Genomic DNA, 14,883 nt, shown 5'->3' on the forward strand with positions numbered 1-14,883 from the left:
TGTTTACACCTTCTCTTTCACATTCTTACCAAGGATACCTGCAGGACGAACAATCAGAATCAGAAGCAAGATTCCATATACGATAGCATCACGGAAATCAGACATACCAAAGGCAGTAGCAAATGTTTCCAACAAACCAATCACAAATCCCCCTAGAGCTGCACCAGGAATAATCCCGATACCACCCAGTACGGCCGCAACAAATGATTTTAGACCTGGAGTCACACCCATCAAAGGTTCAAGAGAGTTGTAGTAAAGGGCAATGAGGACACCTGCTGCACCAGCAAGGGCTGAACCCAAAGCAAAGGTAAAACTGATTGTACGATTTACATTAATTCCCATCAATTGAGCTGCGTCACTATCAACTGATACCGCACGCATGGCTTTCCCCATTTTTGTTTTTTGGACGATCAATTGTAATAAAACCATCAAGAATACAGAAACTGCTAAAATCATCAATTGAACATTTGTCAAGCTAATTGGTCCCAAGTCAAAGCGGACTGTTTCAATTGCTTGAGGGAAGGCACGAGTATTGGCACCTACTAGATAAACCATTCCGTATTCCAGTAGGAAAGACACTCCGATGGCAGTAATCAAAACAGCAATACGTGTAGAATGTCGCAAAGGACGGTAGGCAAGAAACTCAATTACAACACCAAGTAGTGCAGTTCCAGCCATTGAAATAATTAAAGCTAAAAAGAAATCCATTTGGAAAGAATTAATCAAAAAGTAACCAATAAAGGCACCCATCATGTAAATATCGCCATGGGCGAAGTTGATGAGTTTGATAATTCCATAAACCATGGTATAACCCAGAGCCAAAAGTGCATAAATACTACCCAGAATTAGACCATTCACAAGTTGTTGGAGCATAGCATTCACTCTTTTCTATCGTTATTTTTTAGAAAATTTCATTATTTTCACAAGTTCATAAACACCGAAACAGGGAGTGAGTCAAAGGCTCATTCCCCATTTCAATTACTATTCTAATGTTATGGTTTTACAACTTCTGCTTCTTCAACTTTACCATTGTTCATGGTCATCATGTAAGCAGTTTTCACAGTATTGTGGTCAGCATCAAAGCTTGTTTGACCAGTTACACCATCAAAATCTTTGGTTTTAGCAAGGTTGTCCTTGATCTCACCTGAGTTTTTAGCACCTTTTGCAGCATTGGCTACTAGGTAAACTGAGTCATAGGCTAAAGCTGAGAATGTTGAAGGCTCTTCGTTGTATTTAGCACGGTATGCTTCAAGGAAAGCTTTAGCTTTTGCAGAAACATCAACAGTAGTTGAGAATCCTGAGATGAAGTAAATGTTTGATGCTCTTTCAGCAGTTGCTTGTTGAACAAATTCTTCACCGTTAAATCCATCACCACCAATGATTGGTTTATCAATTCCCATACCACGTGCTTGGTTTACAATTTTACCAGCTTCTGTGTAGTAACCTGGAACTACGATAGCGTCAAACTCTTTGTCTTTCATTTTAGTAAGGGCTGCTTGGAAGTCAGTATCACCTGCTACGAATGTTTCATCGGCTACAATCTCACCCTTGTAGGCTTCGCGGAATGATTTAGCAATACCTTTAGCATAGTCACTAGCGTTGTCAGTATAAAGAACAACCTTCTTAGCATTCAATTTGTTTGTTACATAGTTAGAAATAATCTTCCCTTGGAAGCTATCTTGGAATGTTCCGATAAATAGGTAATCTTGACCTTTAGTCAAACCGTCTTGAGTAGCACTTGGTGAAATCAATGGCACTCCAGCTTTAGTAGCGTTAGCTACAGCTGCAGCAGTTGCACCAGATGTCGCAGGTCCTACAATAGCTGCTACTTTTGATTGGGTAACAAGGTTTGTTGTAACAGAAGCTGCTTCAGCAGTTTCTGACTTGTTGTCTTTGTCTACAACTTCGATTTGTTTCCCATCAATTCCACCTGCAGCGTTGATTTCGTCTACGGCAAGTTGGGCACCTTTTTGTTCAGCTGTACCGTAAGCTGCCACAGCACCTGTCTCTTCAAAGTTAAAACCGATCTTAATCGTTTTTTCGTCCACTGGATTTCCAGTTGTGTTTGACGCACCTGACTTGACCTCTCCACAGGCAGCAAGAAGAGCCACACTAGCAAGAGCCACAAAAGATAGGGCAAATTTTTTCTTCATTTTTAATCTCCTTATAGTTGTTTCAAAAATTGTATGTTAAGAATATACCGAATTATCAGAAAATTGTCAATGTATTTATTTAACTTTTTAAATGATAACGTTTTCTTCGGTCCGATAGAGATTCCCAACGAAGGGAGTTTCTAGCTCTTGAATATGGCAACGTCTAATTTTCTTGATATATCTTTCCTTACCTAATCTCTCAACTAAGTCATCTAACTCCTCAGTTGGAACATAGAGCTGCAAGTAACGATGTTTTTTGGAATGGTAACAGATATCACCGTATTCCTGAATCTTTTTTGCATCTCGATTATAGTAGAGATAGATGATTAATCCTGATCGATTTGTTTTTTCAAACATGAGGAAGCCTCTTTCTAAGAAATCTTATCCTATTATATCAAAAAAAGCAAACTCCGTCGAGTTTGCTTTCATGCATTATTAGTTCAAAGAATTGTTAGCCATGATTTCATCAATGAAACCATACTCAAGTGTTTCTTGGGCACTCATCCAGTAATCACGTTCAGCGTCAGCATGAATTTGCTCAACTGATTTATCAGAGTTATCTGCAAGGATTTTTTCCAAGGTCTTACGGGTTTTAAGCAAGTGTTCTGCAGCAATTGCCATATCTGTCTGTTGGGTTCCACCACCTGTACCACCCATTGGTTGGTGAATCATGTACTCTGCATTTGGAAGCATGAAACGTTTGCCTTTTGCGCCACTTGATGCAATGACAGTCCCCATGGATGCAGCCATCCCCATAACGATTGTTTGGACATCTGCCTTGATAAAGTTCATTGTATCAACGATTGCCAAACCAGCTGAAACAGATCCTCCAGGTGTATTGACATAAAGGTAAATATCTTTTGTGCTGTCTTGGGCATCCAAGAAGAGCAACTGGGCGATAACGGAGTTGGCCATGTTGTCTTCAACTGGACCTGTTAGCATGATGATGCGGTCTTTCAGAAGGCGAGAGTAAATGTCATAGGAACGTTCTCCACGGCTTGTTTGTTCAATAACTACAGGAATCATTCATTTCTCCTTTTAATTTTTAATGTTGAATTTTCTTAGTCTTACGACTCAATACAGAACTATTATATCTTTTTGGTCAAAAAAGGTCAAATTTTTGCTCTATTCTCTAAACAGAAACAAAAACTCAACCTCCTTTCAAGTCAAAAACGAACTTCTAATTTCACTATTTACTTTGGGATTTTATTTAGTACCGAACAAGCGATCTCCAGCATCTCCAAGACCTGGAACGATATAACCGTGTTCGTTCAAGCGTTCATCCAAGGCTGCTGTAAAGATCTCTACATCTGGGTGTGCTTCTTGAAGAGCTTTCACTCCTTCCGGAGCGGATACCAGGCAGACAAACTTGATATTGGATGCGCCACGTTTTTTAAGGGAATCTACTGCCAAGATTGCTGAGCCACCTGTTGCCAACATTGGATCAACGACAAAGATTTGACGTTGGTCAATATCCTCAGGTAATTTCACCAAGTATTCAACTGGTTGAAGGGTTTCTTCATCACGGTACATACCGATATGACCAACTTTGGCTGCTGGAACCAAGCTCAAGAGCCCATCTACCATCCCAATACCTGCACGCAAGATTGGGACAATCGCCAATTTTTTCCCAGCCAATTGTTTTTGAACGGTCTTTGTGATAGGTGTTTCGATTTCCACGTCTTCAAGTGGAAGATCACGAAGTACTTCATATCCCATCAACATTGCAATCTCGTCTACTAGTTCACGAAAAGCTTTTGTAGAAGTGTCTGTACGACGCAAGATTGACAATTTGTGTTGAATGAGTGGATGATTAATGACTTCAATTTTTCCCATTTTCTGAGTTCCTTCTTTCAATTTATTCTTCTTATTATATCAAAAAACGGTCTAAAAAGCTTTCTAAACCATTTCTTTTTATTAATTTTTAAATCAAATCTGCCTCTTGGAGAGCTGTCTGAACAGTCTCTAATGGTAAATGGGTCAACTCGGTGCCTTTTTCATGATAAAGGTACTGGGCATAGTCATCCATTCGGTACTGGTTGATATAAACCACGCGCTTACAACCAACTTGTAGCAGTTGTTTGGTGCAGTTCAGACACGGAAAATGGGTCACATAGGCTGTAAACCCTCTTGGAACCCCTCGTTCGGCTCCTTGCAAGATGGCATTAACCTCGGCGTGAAGGGTTCGAACACAGTGACCTTCAATGACCAGACATTCGTGGTCAATACAGTGCTCCGTTCCTGATACGGAACCATTGTAGCCTGTTGAAATGACTTTATTGTCCTTGACTAGGACAGCTCCCACCTTGGCACGTTTGCAGGTCGAACGATTGGCAATCAGTAAAGCCTGGGCTGCAAAGTACTCATCCCAAGCCAGTCTTTTTTCTGTCATAAGTCTTCTCCTTGTCCTCTATTTTTTGAAAAATGGCAAGCGTAAATCCGCAATTTTTTCAGCTGGAACCTTCATGCCATCCTTAATCCATTTGAGCAGAACCGATACGATGGCAGAGCTCCAAAAGGAATGAAGGTAGCTGCTAACGCCTTTTGATTTTCCGTGGTATTTTTCTAGAAATTCCTGCATGGCTTGGACAAAAATCTTTTCCAAATGGTAGTCCAGAGCAAGTTGGATAACCTTGGCTTCTTTCTTGGCTGCGCGGAAAAGGTGAACCCAGACCAGATAAAGATCGGTTTTGACATCGTAGTGGCTCAACTGTTCCATAATGTTATGGACACTGCGTTTAAAGACACTTTCCAAAATCTCTTCTTTGGAGCCATAGTTACGATAGAAGGCAGCACGAGAGACGCCCGCTCGTTTGACCAGCTCCGAAATGCTGATCTTGGCCAAGTCTTTTTTCTCTAGAAGTTGCAAAAGAGCCGTCTCGATTGCTTCTCTAGTTAAAAAATTGGATTCTTGATTTGATTTTCTGAGATTCTCAAGAGATTTTTCAGATATTTTACGTTCAGACATAACAATTTCTTTCTACTTGTGACAACAGAGAGGTGGTACTTTTGTTTCAAGGGCTTTCATGATATAATTGTAAAAAAAGACAGAACCTTTGTCAATGTATAAGTGACAAAGATGGAGAATTTCTATGACTTGGAAGATTGTAGCTGACTCTGGTTGTGATTATCGTCAACTGGCAATTCCTGCTATTGATACGGAATTTGTTAGTGTTCCTTTAACCATTCAAGTAGCTGATCAGGTCTTTATCGATGATGCCAATCTTAACATTGACCACATGATGGAAACCATGTATGCGACTTCTGAGGCTTCAAAATCAGCTTGTCCTAGCCCTGATGATTACTTGCGTGCATTTGAAGGTGCTAAGCATATCTTTGTCGTTACTATCACTGGTACTCTTTCAGGTAGCCATAATAGTGCACAGCTCGCTAAGAATATCTATCTGGAAGAACATCCTGACACTCAGATTCATGTGATCGATACATTGTCAGCAGGTGGTGAGGTTGACTTGATTGTCGAAAAAATCAATAGTTTGATTGATCAAGGACTTTCTTATGAGGAAATTGTTGAAGCTATTACAGCCTACCAAGAAAAAACGAAGTTGCTTTTTGTACTCGCTAAGGTTGATAACTTGGTAAAAAATGGTCGTTTAAGCAAGCTGATCGGTACAGTTGTCGGTCTTCTCAACATGCGTATGGTTGGGGAAGCAAGTGAAACTGGAACCCTAGAACTACTCCAAAAAGCGCGTGGACCAAAAAAATCCCTTCAAGCAGCCTATGAAGAACTCATCAAGGCTGGCTACGCTGGTGGCCGTATCGTCATGGCTCATCGCAGCAATGAAAAATTCTGTCAGCAATTGTCAGAACGCTTGCTGGAAACCTTCCCACAAGCCAATATCAAAATCATCCCGACGTCTGGTCTCTGCAGTTTCTATGCAGAAGATGGCGGTTTGTTGATGGGATATGAAATCAACTAAGATTATGAGCAACAAGAGATGCCAAGCATCTCTTGTTTTTTGTGGTACAATAGAGCTATGAAACATTTTGATACTATTGTTATCGGTGGTGGACCTGCAGGCATGATGGCTACGATTTCCAGTAGTTTTTATGGTCAGAAAACTCTTCTCATCGAAAAAAATCGCAAACTCGGAAAAAAATTAGCTGGTACCGGTGGTGGTCGTTGCAATGTAACTAACAACGGAAGCTTAGATGACCTTCTGGCTGGAATTCCTGGAAATGGACGCTTTCTGTACAGTGTCTTTTCCCAGTTTGATAACCATGATATCATCAACTTTTTTACGGAAAATGGTGTTAAACTCAAGGTCGAGGACCACGGACGCGTCTTTCCTGCTAGTGACAAGTCTCGGACCATTATCGAGGCGCTAGAAAAGAAAATCACTGAACTCGGTGGTCAAGTTGCTACTCAAACAGAAATTGTTTCGGTTAAAAAGATAGACGACCAGTTTGTCCTCACGTCCGCAGACCAAACCTTCACTTGTGAAAAACTCATTGTCACAACTGGCGGAAAATCCTATCCTTCTACTGGTTCGACTGGTTTTGGTCATGAGATTGCCCGTCATTTTAAACATACCATTACTGAGCTTGAAGCCGCTGAAAGTCCTTTATTGACAGATTTCCCCCATAAGGCCTTGCAGGGAATTTCACTAGACGATGTGACCCTAAGCTACGGCAAGCATGTCATCACTCATGATTTGCTTTTTACCCACTTTGGTTTGTCAGGTCCTGCTGCCCTACGTATGTCTAGCTTTGTCAAGGGCGGAGAGGTTCTCTCACTCGATGTTTTGCCTCAACTTTCTGAGAAGGACTTGATTACATTTCTAGAAGAAAATCGGGAAAAATCCTTGAAAAATGCTTTAAAAACTTTGCTTCCAGAACGCTTGGCAGAATTGCTTGTTCAAGAATATCCTGACAAAGTTAAACGGCTAACTGAAAAGGAACGCGAACAACTTCTCCAGTCCATCAAGGCCCTCAAAATTCCTGTCACTGGTAAAATGTCATTGGCTAAGTCATTTGTAACTAAAGGCGGTGTCAGTCTCAAGGAAATCAATCCCAAAACTCTGGAAAGCAAACTCGTTCCTGGGCTCCACTTTGCTGGTGAGGTACTGGATATCAATGCCCACACGGGTGGCTTTAACATCACTTCTGCCCTCTGTACTGGCTGGGTAGCAGGCTCAAATCCAATAAATACCAAATAAGAAAGGAAGTCCTTTGGAACATATTATTTTACTAAGAGGTGTTACTCCTAATGGAAAGAATGCTATCCCGAAAATGTCTTATTTGGTAGATATTCTGACAGAAGCTGGTTTTCAACACGTTCGAACCTATATTCAAAGTGGGAATATCATTCTTGAAAGTGACTTAGATTTAGAAGAAATACGAGAACGCGTTCATACTCTGATAAAGGAAAAAATTGGGGCCGACTTAAAAATGGTTATCAAGAATAAGAACGATTTTGAAAAGATTGTTCACGAGAATCCATTTAGAGAAGACTATCTTTACGATCGTATACATGTGATTTTTTATCAGGGATTTATCCAAAGTCTGCCACTAGAAAAATTGAAAGCTGACTACGGTGAAGAAGAAATTTGTGTAGGTGATCACTGTCTCTACCTCTATCTCCCTAGAACTGCAAAACAAAAAAAGCTCAATACCAACTATCTTGAAAAATTGTTTGGCCTGGATCTGACCATGCGGAAGTTAAACGTAGTGGAAAAGTTACTAACAAAATAGGAGAACAAGATGAACAGAAAAGAAACAGTCGAATTTGTCAATATGTGTATGATTAAAAACGGAGACCAAGTTCTGGTCCAAGATCGAGTTAATCCTGACTGGCCTGGCATTACTTTTCCTGGTGGTCATGTTGAACATGGCGAATCCTTTGTCGATGCTGTCATTCGTGAAGTGAAAGAAGAAACTGGTCTAACCATTTCCAAACCCCAACTCTGTGGTATCAAAAACTGGTACGATGACAAGGATTATCGTTATGTCGTCCTCTTTTACAAAACAGAACACTTTACTGGTGAACTCCAGTCTTCAGACGAAGGGAAGGTTTGGTGGGAAGAATTTGACAATCTATCTCATCTAAAACTTGCAACCGATGATATGTCTGATATGCTTCGTGTGTTTCTAGAAGAAGATCTCAGTGAATTCTTTTACTACAAAGACGGTGACGACTGGCTTTATGACTTGAAGTAAAAAATAGGCTAGGAAATTCCTAGCCTATTTATTCTGCATTTGTCTGAACGTAAGTTGCAATGACATCTGATGTGTACTGGGCTGTTCCAGAACCAAACTTATCAATGTTTTCCTTAAACTCTGGGTTGTAGACGTAGCCTTTACCGATATGACCGAATACCTCAATAGAGCAGTCAAATCCATAAGTACGAAGGGCTTGCAAGAGCTTAGCTGCTTGCTCTTGGTTTTCGGTTGCTTTTGCAGGTAAACCAGCTTGAAGATTTTGTGACAAGGCTCGAAAGACTTGATTGAAGGCAGCCGTAGCTTCGTCTTCGTGACCTTTTTGGCGCTCGAGCGCTTGGTCCATGACTTCTTGTCCATATTTCTCTACCGCCTCTTGGTGGTATTTTTGATGGTCTTGGTAGTTAAATCCAGCAAATTTCTCTTGAATGCTCATTTCTCTTTCTCCTTTTTGTTCTTGAATGGTTTTTTGTAAGGTTGAAATCAAGGTATCCAGATGTTGCCTTTCGCGAGTTAGATAGTCCAACTGCCTAGTCAAATGGGGCAATAAATCTGTCCTTTCTTCCTTTAACAGCTCTGCTATTTTCTCTAAAGAAAAGCCTAGGTATTTGTAGTAAAGAATGACCTGAAGGCGTTCCAAATCCTCTTGACTATAGGTTCGATAGCCGTTTTCCGACTTTAAGGGAACCAGAAGTCCTATCTTATCATAGTGGTACAGGGTCTTGACAGAGACACCTGAAAGCTGCGCAGCTTCTTTTATATGGTACATGATTTCCTCCTTACAAGAAATAGTATAACCCCTCCCCTTAGGTCAGAGTCAAGCGTTTTTGCGAAAAATTTTTAACTTTTTGAGAAAGGTGTGAAAACTTGAAAATGGTTTTCTTGACAGACCTTTGAAAACATGATAGGATAGTCAAGTCTATCAATCAAACAGAAGGCTCATGAAGAGCCATTGAGAGAAGGCTATTTGACAACTCAAGTAGCCTTTTCTTATTTTAAAAAAGGAGATCGGAGTTTCAACTATGTCAGAAAAATCACAATGGGGTTCAAAACTAGGCTTTATTCTAGCATCTGCTGGTTCAGCCATCGGACTTGGTGCCGTTTGGAAATTTCCCTATATGACTGCTGCAAATGGTGGTGGAGGCTTTTTACTGGTCTTTCTCATTTCCACTATTTTAATCGGTTTCCCGCTCCTGCTGGCTGAGTTTGCCCTTGGCCGTAGTGCTGGCGTTTCCGCTATCAAAACCTTTGGAAAACTGGGCAAGAATAACAAGTACAACTTTATCGGTTGGATTGGTGCCTTTGCCCTCTTTATCCTTCTCTCCTTTTACAGTGTCATTGGAGGATGGATTCTAGTCTATCTGGGTATTGAGTTTGGGAAATTGTTCCAACTTGGTGGAACGGGTGATTATGCTCAGTTATTTACTTCAATCATTTCAAATCCAGCCATTGCACTAGGAGCTCAAGCTGCCTTTATCTTATTGAATATCTTTATTGTATCACGTGGGGTTCAAAAAGGGATCGAAAGAGCTTCGAAAGTCATGATGCCCCTGCTCTTTATCATCTTTGTCGTGATCATTGGGCGCTCTCTCAGCTTGCCAAATGCCATGGAAGGCGTTCTCTACTTCCTCAAACCAGACTTTTCAAAACTGACCAGTACTGGCCTCCTCTATGCTCTGGGACAATCTTTCTTTGCCCTCTCACTAGGGGTGACAGCCATGCTGACCTATGCATCCTACTTGGACAAGAAAACCAATCTGGTCCAGTCAGGTATTTCCATCGTAGCCATGAACATCTCAGTATCCATCATGGCGGGACTAGCTATTTTCCCAGCCATGTCAGCCTTCAATATCCAGTCTGAAGGGGGACCAAGCCTGCTCTTTATCGTCTTGCCTCAACTCTTTGACAAGATGCCTTTTGGAACCATTTTCTACATCCTCTTCCTCTTGCTCTTCCTTTTTGCGACGGTTACTTCTTCTGTCGTGATGCTGGAGATCAATGTGAGCAATATCACCAATCAGGACAACCGCAAGCGGGCTAAGTGGAGTGCCATTTTAGGAATCTTGACCTTTGTCTTTGGCATTCCTTCAGCCCTATCTTACGGTGTTATGGCAGATGTTCACATCTTTGGAAAGACCTTCTTTGATGCTATGGACTTCTTGGTTTCCAATCTCCTCATGCCATTTGGAGCTCTCTGCCTTTCTCTCTTTACTGGCTACATCTTCAAAAATGCCCTTGCCATGGAGGAACTCCATCTTGATGAAAGACCATGGAAACAGGGACTTTTCCAAGTCTGGCTCTTCCTTCTTCGTTTTATCATTCCTATCATCATCATTGTGGTTTTTATCGCCCAATTTATGTAATCAAAAAGGACTTGAGTAATGAACTCAGGCCCTTTCTTTTTTATGGATGACTGACAATCAATTCTAAAGCTTGTCCTTCCAGAGTCCAAGATTCAACATCACTTGGTAGGATAAAGTGGCTGCCTTTTTGGATTGGATAGTTTTTTTCGTCAACAGTAAGCTGACCTTGACCAGCCAAGACGCTATACAAGCTGTAGTCAGCTGTCTTTTCAAAATCAACTTTTCCAGTAATTTCCCATTTGTAAACTGCGAAGAAATCATTAGAAACAAGGAGAGTGGAACGTAAATCATCAGCTTTGATAGTGACAGGTCGGCTATTGGCAGGTTCTCCAATGTTTAAAACATCGATGGATTTTTCAAGGTGAAGTTCACGCAAGTTGCCCTTGTCATCCTTACGGTCAAAGTCATAGACACGATAGGTGGTATCGCTAGACTGCTGGGTTTCAAGAATCAAGATACCTGCGCCGATAGCGTGCATAGTTCCGCTTGGTACATAGAAGAAATCACCAGCCTTGACAGGAACTTTTGTTAATAGACCATCCCAGTTCTTGTCCTCGATTTGCTGGCGAAGTTCTTCTTTTGATTTGGCATTATGACCATAGATAATCTCTGATCCCTCATCCGCTGCAATGATGTACCAGCACTCTGTTTTTCCAAGTTCGCCTTCGTGTTCTAGTCCATAGGCATCGTCTGGGTGAACTTGGACGCTGAGCCAGTCATTGGCATCGAGAATCTTGGTCAAAAGTGGAAATACAGGCTCTGGACGGTTGCCAAACAACTCACGGTGTTCCGCATACAAAGTAGCAAGGTCTGTTCCCTCGTAGCGACCATTTGCAACCTTAGAAACTCCATTTGGGTGAGCTGAGATAGCCCAGTATTCTCCTATTTTTTCACTTGGGATGTCGTAGCCAAACTCATCACGTAGCTTGGTTCCACCCCAGATTTTTTCTTGCATAACTGATTGTAAAAATAATGGTTCTGACATCTTCTTCTCCTGTCTGATTTTTCTTCCCTCATTATAGCAAAAAGCCTGGTCTAATTGAACTCTTTTTCACATCTTATAAAGTAGGGAGAAGATTTTGTAAAAATAGTAACGAAATAATCTTTTACTTGATGGAGGAACCTCTAAAGCAGCACTCAGAAAACTCGTTATCAACGGCTATTCTCCTCAGCTCTCATTAGACTTTCTTTACTTGAGAATCTATTTTTATGTACAAAAAAAGACTGAAACCAGACTTCTTTTTAAATCAATGCCGTGATAGCCGTTACTAGACCAAAAACGATACCTGGTGCATTAGCAGCCGCAAGTGGAATATCTCTTTCTTTCTTGAAAAGACCGTAGTATACCCAAAGACTACAGTTAATAGCTGCGACCAAGGGTTGGATGAAATTTCCTTTTTGACCAGCCAAGTTGTTCATGATTTGTGGGAAGTAAGAGACATACATCATAACGGACATAAAGGTCGCTACCCAAACCAAAATTTTCATTTGTTTTTCAGACATTTCCAAATCCTCTTTCATTTTTTATGAATCATATTTTATAATCTTTTTTCAAAATAATCAAGACTTTGAAGCTTTTGTTATGAAGATGTAAACTATCACAATCTTGTGATAAGAAAGAGAAAACAGAAAAAGACCGGATTGCTCCGATCTTTTCAATAGTTCATATTCTCAATTTCTGTTTTAAAAATAGCTAAGGTTAACGTCAAATGACTACGCGCCCTATTTCATACGATAAAAGTCAATCACTAGGCCAGCAGGGCCTTTAACTAGTAGCGATTCCGTTCCCCAATCAGTTACAGCCGGACCGTGTAAAATCTCGACACCAATTTCTTTCAACCGTTGATAGTTCTGGTCTAGATCCTCAACCTCAATGTGAAGAATGATTCCTGACTGAAAATTGTTCAAAGGAATCAAATGATTTTGGGACAACATAAGACAATGACTGCCAATCGTAAACTGAGCAAAAGCATCATCAGCATAATCAGCCTTTTTATCCAAAATACGCTCCAAGTCAGCACAGACTTGGGGAACATCTGAAACGATGATATCTAATTGATTTAAATTCATTTACTATCCTCCATAAAAAGACCGGATTGCTCCGATCTTTTCAAGTTCCGCTCTATGAAAATCAAAGAATAAACAAGGAATCGAACCGCAGGCAGTACTGGGGTACGGCAAGGTGAAGATGACACAGTTTACATTTGATTTTCGACGAGAGGAATTATTTAATTGCGCGTGATTGCAATCCTTCTTCTTCCAAGAAGAGGCGGAATGGTACGAGTTCTTCTGCTTCGTATTTTTCCTTGAAGGCTTTGATTGATTCTTCTGAGTGAAGTTTTGGATCGAGTTCAAGTACTTCTACTGGAAGTGGACGATGTTGAGAGATGCGAGCATCAATCACAACAGTTTTACCTTCTTTGTTGAGTTTCACAGCTTCTGCAACAACTGCATCGATGTCTTCGATACGGTCAACTGTAAATCCTACAGCACCTTGCGCTTCAGCGATTTTCGCATAGTCAGCATTAGGGAAGTCACAACCAAACAAGTGTTTGTTTGTGTCTTCATATTTGTCCTTGATGAAGGCATATTTACCATTTGAGAAGACAACGTTGATAACTGGAAGGTCGTATTGAACGTTTGTGATCACGTCTGGGTAGCACATGTTGAATGCACCGTCACCCATGATGTTCCATACTTGGCGATCTGGATTGTCTTTCTTAGCAGCGATACCACCAGGAAGGGCAATACCCATTGTCGCAAAGAGTGGAGATGTACGCCACATGTTCTTAGGTGTCATGTGAAGGTGACGAGTAGATGTTTGAGTAGTGTCACCTACGTCTATTGAGTAGATAGCGTCTTGATCAGCATGTTTGTTGATTGCATTGTAAACTTGGTACAATTGCAATTCACCCTCAGTTTTACCTTCGAGTTTGTTCATGTAATCACGCCAGTTTTGGTTGTTCTTAACGTTTGCACGCCACCATGGAGTAGATTCTACTGGGTTTACTTTGTCAAGGATAGCTTTCGCTGCTTGACCTGCGTCACCAAGGATTGAAGCGTCAAGGGCATGACGTTTACCAAGTTTGTAAGGGTCGATATCGACTTGGATGAATTTTTCAGTGTTCTTGAAGGCTTCGTAAACTTCAGCAAATGGGAAGTTTGAACCAAGGAAAAGAACTGTGTCTGCTTCAAAGACCACTTCGTTGGCTGGTTTCCAACCAACACGGTAAGCAGAACCTGTCAAACCTTCGTAGTTCCATTCGAAAGCTTCAAAGTTTTTACCAGTTGTGATGATTGGTGCTTTGATTTTACGTGACAATTCAGTAATCACTTCACCTGCTTTAACACCACCGTAACCAGCGTAGATAACTGGGCGTTCAGCATTGTTCAAGATTTCAACAGCTTTGTCGATTTCAACTTCGTTCAAGGCAGGAGCGATGAAGGAACGTTCGTATGAACCTGAACCGTAGTATGAGTTTTCGTCGATTTCTTGGAAACCGAAGTTTACTGGAATTTCAACAACAGCTGGACCTTTTTTAGAAACTGCAGCACGGCAAGCTTCGTCGATTACTTTTGGCAATTGCTCAGCGTAAGCGACACGTTTGTTGTAGACAGCGATACCGTTGTACATTGGGTTTTGGTTCAATTCTTGGAAGGCATCCATGTTGAGTTCGTTAACTGGACGTGATCCAAGGATAGCAAGGAATGGAGTGTTATCCATAGCTGCATCGTAAACACCGTTAATCAAGTGAGTCGCACCTGGACCACCTGAACCACCTGAACCAACTGCAACCCCGATTGAGCCGCCGAATTTAGCTTGCATGACCGCTGCAAGAGCACCTGTTTCTTCGTGGCGAACTTGCAAGAAGCGGATATCTTTGTCTTCAGCCAAAGCATCCATGAGTGAGCTGAGTGTTCCTGATGGGATACCGTAGATAGTGTCTACGCCCCATGTTTTCAATACGTTGAGCATTGCTGCAGATGCAGTAATTTTCCCTTGAGTCATAATGATAACTCTCCTTCAAATATTTTTAAAACTTGATAAATCCGTTTTCATATACTAATTGGAAACGTTTCAGCAAATTTTTACTCTACTACTTTACCACATTTGTTTTGGGTCTCCTAAGAATGTGCTCAGAAGTTTTTATTCTCTATTACAGTACAGTTTGAAAACGTTTTTAAAATCT

General features: G+C 41.0%; 17 protein-coding genes. 5 read left to right on the plus strand and 12 right to left on the minus strand.

Translation table 11 applies throughout. From position 1 onward, the window contains the following. Positions 1-3: 3 nt before the first annotated feature. From I6H78_RS02485 to I6H78_RS02515, 7 genes are all read right to left on the minus strand, one after another. Entirely contained in the window at positions 4-873 is an 870-nt protein-coding gene (locus tag I6H78_RS02485) for a branched-chain amino acid ABC transporter permease (RefSeq protein ID WP_198459839.1), read from the minus strand. Positions 874-992: 119 nt separating this feature from the next. After that, positions 993-2,153, minus strand: coding sequence for an ABC transporter substrate-binding protein (locus I6H78_RS02490; RefSeq protein ID WP_000726128.1), 1,161 nt, complete (start codon positions 2,151-2,153; stop codon positions 993-995). Positions 2,154-2,240: 87 nt separating this feature from the next. Then, a complete protein-coding gene (locus I6H78_RS02495; RefSeq protein ID WP_000462101.1) occupies positions 2,241-2,510 on the minus strand; it encodes a YlbG family protein in 270 nt (89 codons plus the stop codon). A gap of 78 nt (positions 2,511-2,588) precedes the next feature. Continuing rightward, complete coding sequence (gene clpP, locus I6H78_RS02500) at positions 2,589-3,179, minus strand: ATP-dependent Clp protease proteolytic subunit ClpP (protein ID WP_198459840.1); 591 nt, start codon at positions 3,177-3,179, stop codon at positions 2,589-2,591. Positions 3,180-3,359: 180 nt separating this feature from the next. Next, the gene (gene upp, locus I6H78_RS02505) at positions 3,360-3,989 is read right to left on the minus strand and encodes a uracil phosphoribosyltransferase (protein WP_000515974.1); all 630 of its coding nucleotides are present in this window, start codon (positions 3,987-3,989) and stop codon (positions 3,360-3,362) included. A gap of 88 nt (positions 3,990-4,077) precedes the next feature. Then, the gene (locus I6H78_RS02510) at positions 4,078-4,545 is read right to left on the minus strand and encodes a deoxycytidylate deaminase (RefSeq protein WP_000136990.1); all 468 of its coding nucleotides are present in this window, start codon (positions 4,543-4,545) and stop codon (positions 4,078-4,080) included. Positions 4,546-4,563: 18 nt separating this feature from the next. After that, the gene (locus I6H78_RS02515; RefSeq protein WP_000003901.1) at positions 4,564-5,121 is read right to left on the minus strand and encodes a TetR/AcrR family transcriptional regulator; all 558 of its coding nucleotides are present in this window, start codon (positions 5,119-5,121) and stop codon (positions 4,564-4,566) included. A 124-nt stretch (positions 5,122-5,245) separates the two neighbouring features. On the opposite strand from I6H78_RS02515, the gene I6H78_RS02520 reads away from it, so the two are divergent. From I6H78_RS02520 to I6H78_RS02535, 4 genes are read left to right on the plus strand one after another with little or no spacing between them, the layout of a single operon-like run. After that, on the plus strand, positions 5,246-6,091 hold the full coding sequence (locus tag I6H78_RS02520; protein ID WP_198459841.1) for a DegV family protein: 846 nt from the start codon (positions 5,246-5,248) through the stop codon (positions 6,089-6,091). A 57-nt stretch (positions 6,092-6,148) separates the two neighbouring features. Further along, on the plus strand, positions 6,149-7,330 hold the full coding sequence (locus I6H78_RS02525; protein WP_332836292.1) for a BaiN/RdsA family NAD(P)/FAD-dependent oxidoreductase: 1,182 nt from the start codon (positions 6,149-6,151) through the stop codon (positions 7,328-7,330). Between the two features lie 13 nt (positions 7,331-7,343). Beyond that, entirely contained in the window at positions 7,344-7,865 is a 522-nt protein-coding gene (locus I6H78_RS02530) for a DUF1697 domain-containing protein (protein WP_061852743.1), read from the plus strand. Positions 7,866-7,874: 9 nt separating this feature from the next. Next, complete coding sequence (locus I6H78_RS02535) at positions 7,875-8,330, plus strand: 8-oxo-dGTP diphosphatase (protein ID WP_198459843.1); 456 nt, start codon at positions 7,875-7,877, stop codon at positions 8,328-8,330. Between the two features lie 28 nt (positions 8,331-8,358). On the opposite strand, the gene I6H78_RS02540 is transcribed toward I6H78_RS02535, so the two are convergent. Next, positions 8,359-9,099 carry a MerR family transcriptional regulator gene (locus tag I6H78_RS02540; protein ID WP_198459844.1) on the minus strand — a complete coding sequence of 247 codons (741 nt, stop codon included), beginning with the start codon at positions 9,097-9,099 and terminating at the stop codon, positions 8,359-8,361. A gap of 253 nt (positions 9,100-9,352) precedes the next feature. Here I6H78_RS02540 and I6H78_RS02545 point away from each other — a divergent pair, with 253 nt between their 5' ends. Beyond that, positions 9,353-10,693 carry a sodium-dependent transporter gene (locus tag I6H78_RS02545; RefSeq protein WP_198459845.1) on the plus strand — a complete coding sequence of 447 codons (1,341 nt, stop codon included), beginning with the start codon at positions 9,353-9,355 and terminating at the stop codon, positions 10,691-10,693. A gap of 40 nt (positions 10,694-10,733) precedes the next feature. Here I6H78_RS02545 and manA read toward each other — a convergent pair whose 3' ends face one another. The 4 genes from manA to spxB form a co-directional block, all read right to left on the minus strand. Then, the gene (manA, locus tag I6H78_RS02550; protein WP_198459846.1) at positions 10,734-11,678 is read right to left on the minus strand and encodes a mannose-6-phosphate isomerase, class I; all 945 of its coding nucleotides are present in this window, start codon (positions 11,676-11,678) and stop codon (positions 10,734-10,736) included. Positions 11,679-11,935: 257 nt separating this feature from the next. Continuing rightward, a complete protein-coding gene (locus tag I6H78_RS02555; RefSeq protein WP_198459847.1) occupies positions 11,936-12,196 on the minus strand; it encodes a SemiSWEET family transporter in 261 nt (86 codons plus the stop codon). 219 nt (positions 12,197-12,415) lie between these two features. Next, the gene (locus I6H78_RS02560) at positions 12,416-12,763 is read right to left on the minus strand and encodes a VOC family protein (protein ID WP_198459848.1); all 348 of its coding nucleotides are present in this window, start codon (positions 12,761-12,763) and stop codon (positions 12,416-12,418) included. A 154-nt stretch (positions 12,764-12,917) separates the two neighbouring features. Further along, positions 12,918-14,702 (minus strand): pyruvate oxidase, encoded by a 1,785-nt coding sequence (gene spxB, locus I6H78_RS02565; protein ID WP_198459849.1) that lies wholly within the window; start codon positions 14,700-14,702, stop codon positions 12,918-12,920. Positions 14,703-14,883 lie beyond the last annotated feature (181 nt).

The sequence above is a fragment of the Streptococcus oralis genome, from assembly GCF_016127915.1.
In the GTDB taxonomy this organism is placed as follows: Bacteria; Bacillota; Bacilli; order Lactobacillales; family Streptococcaceae; genus Streptococcus; species Streptococcus oralis_BO.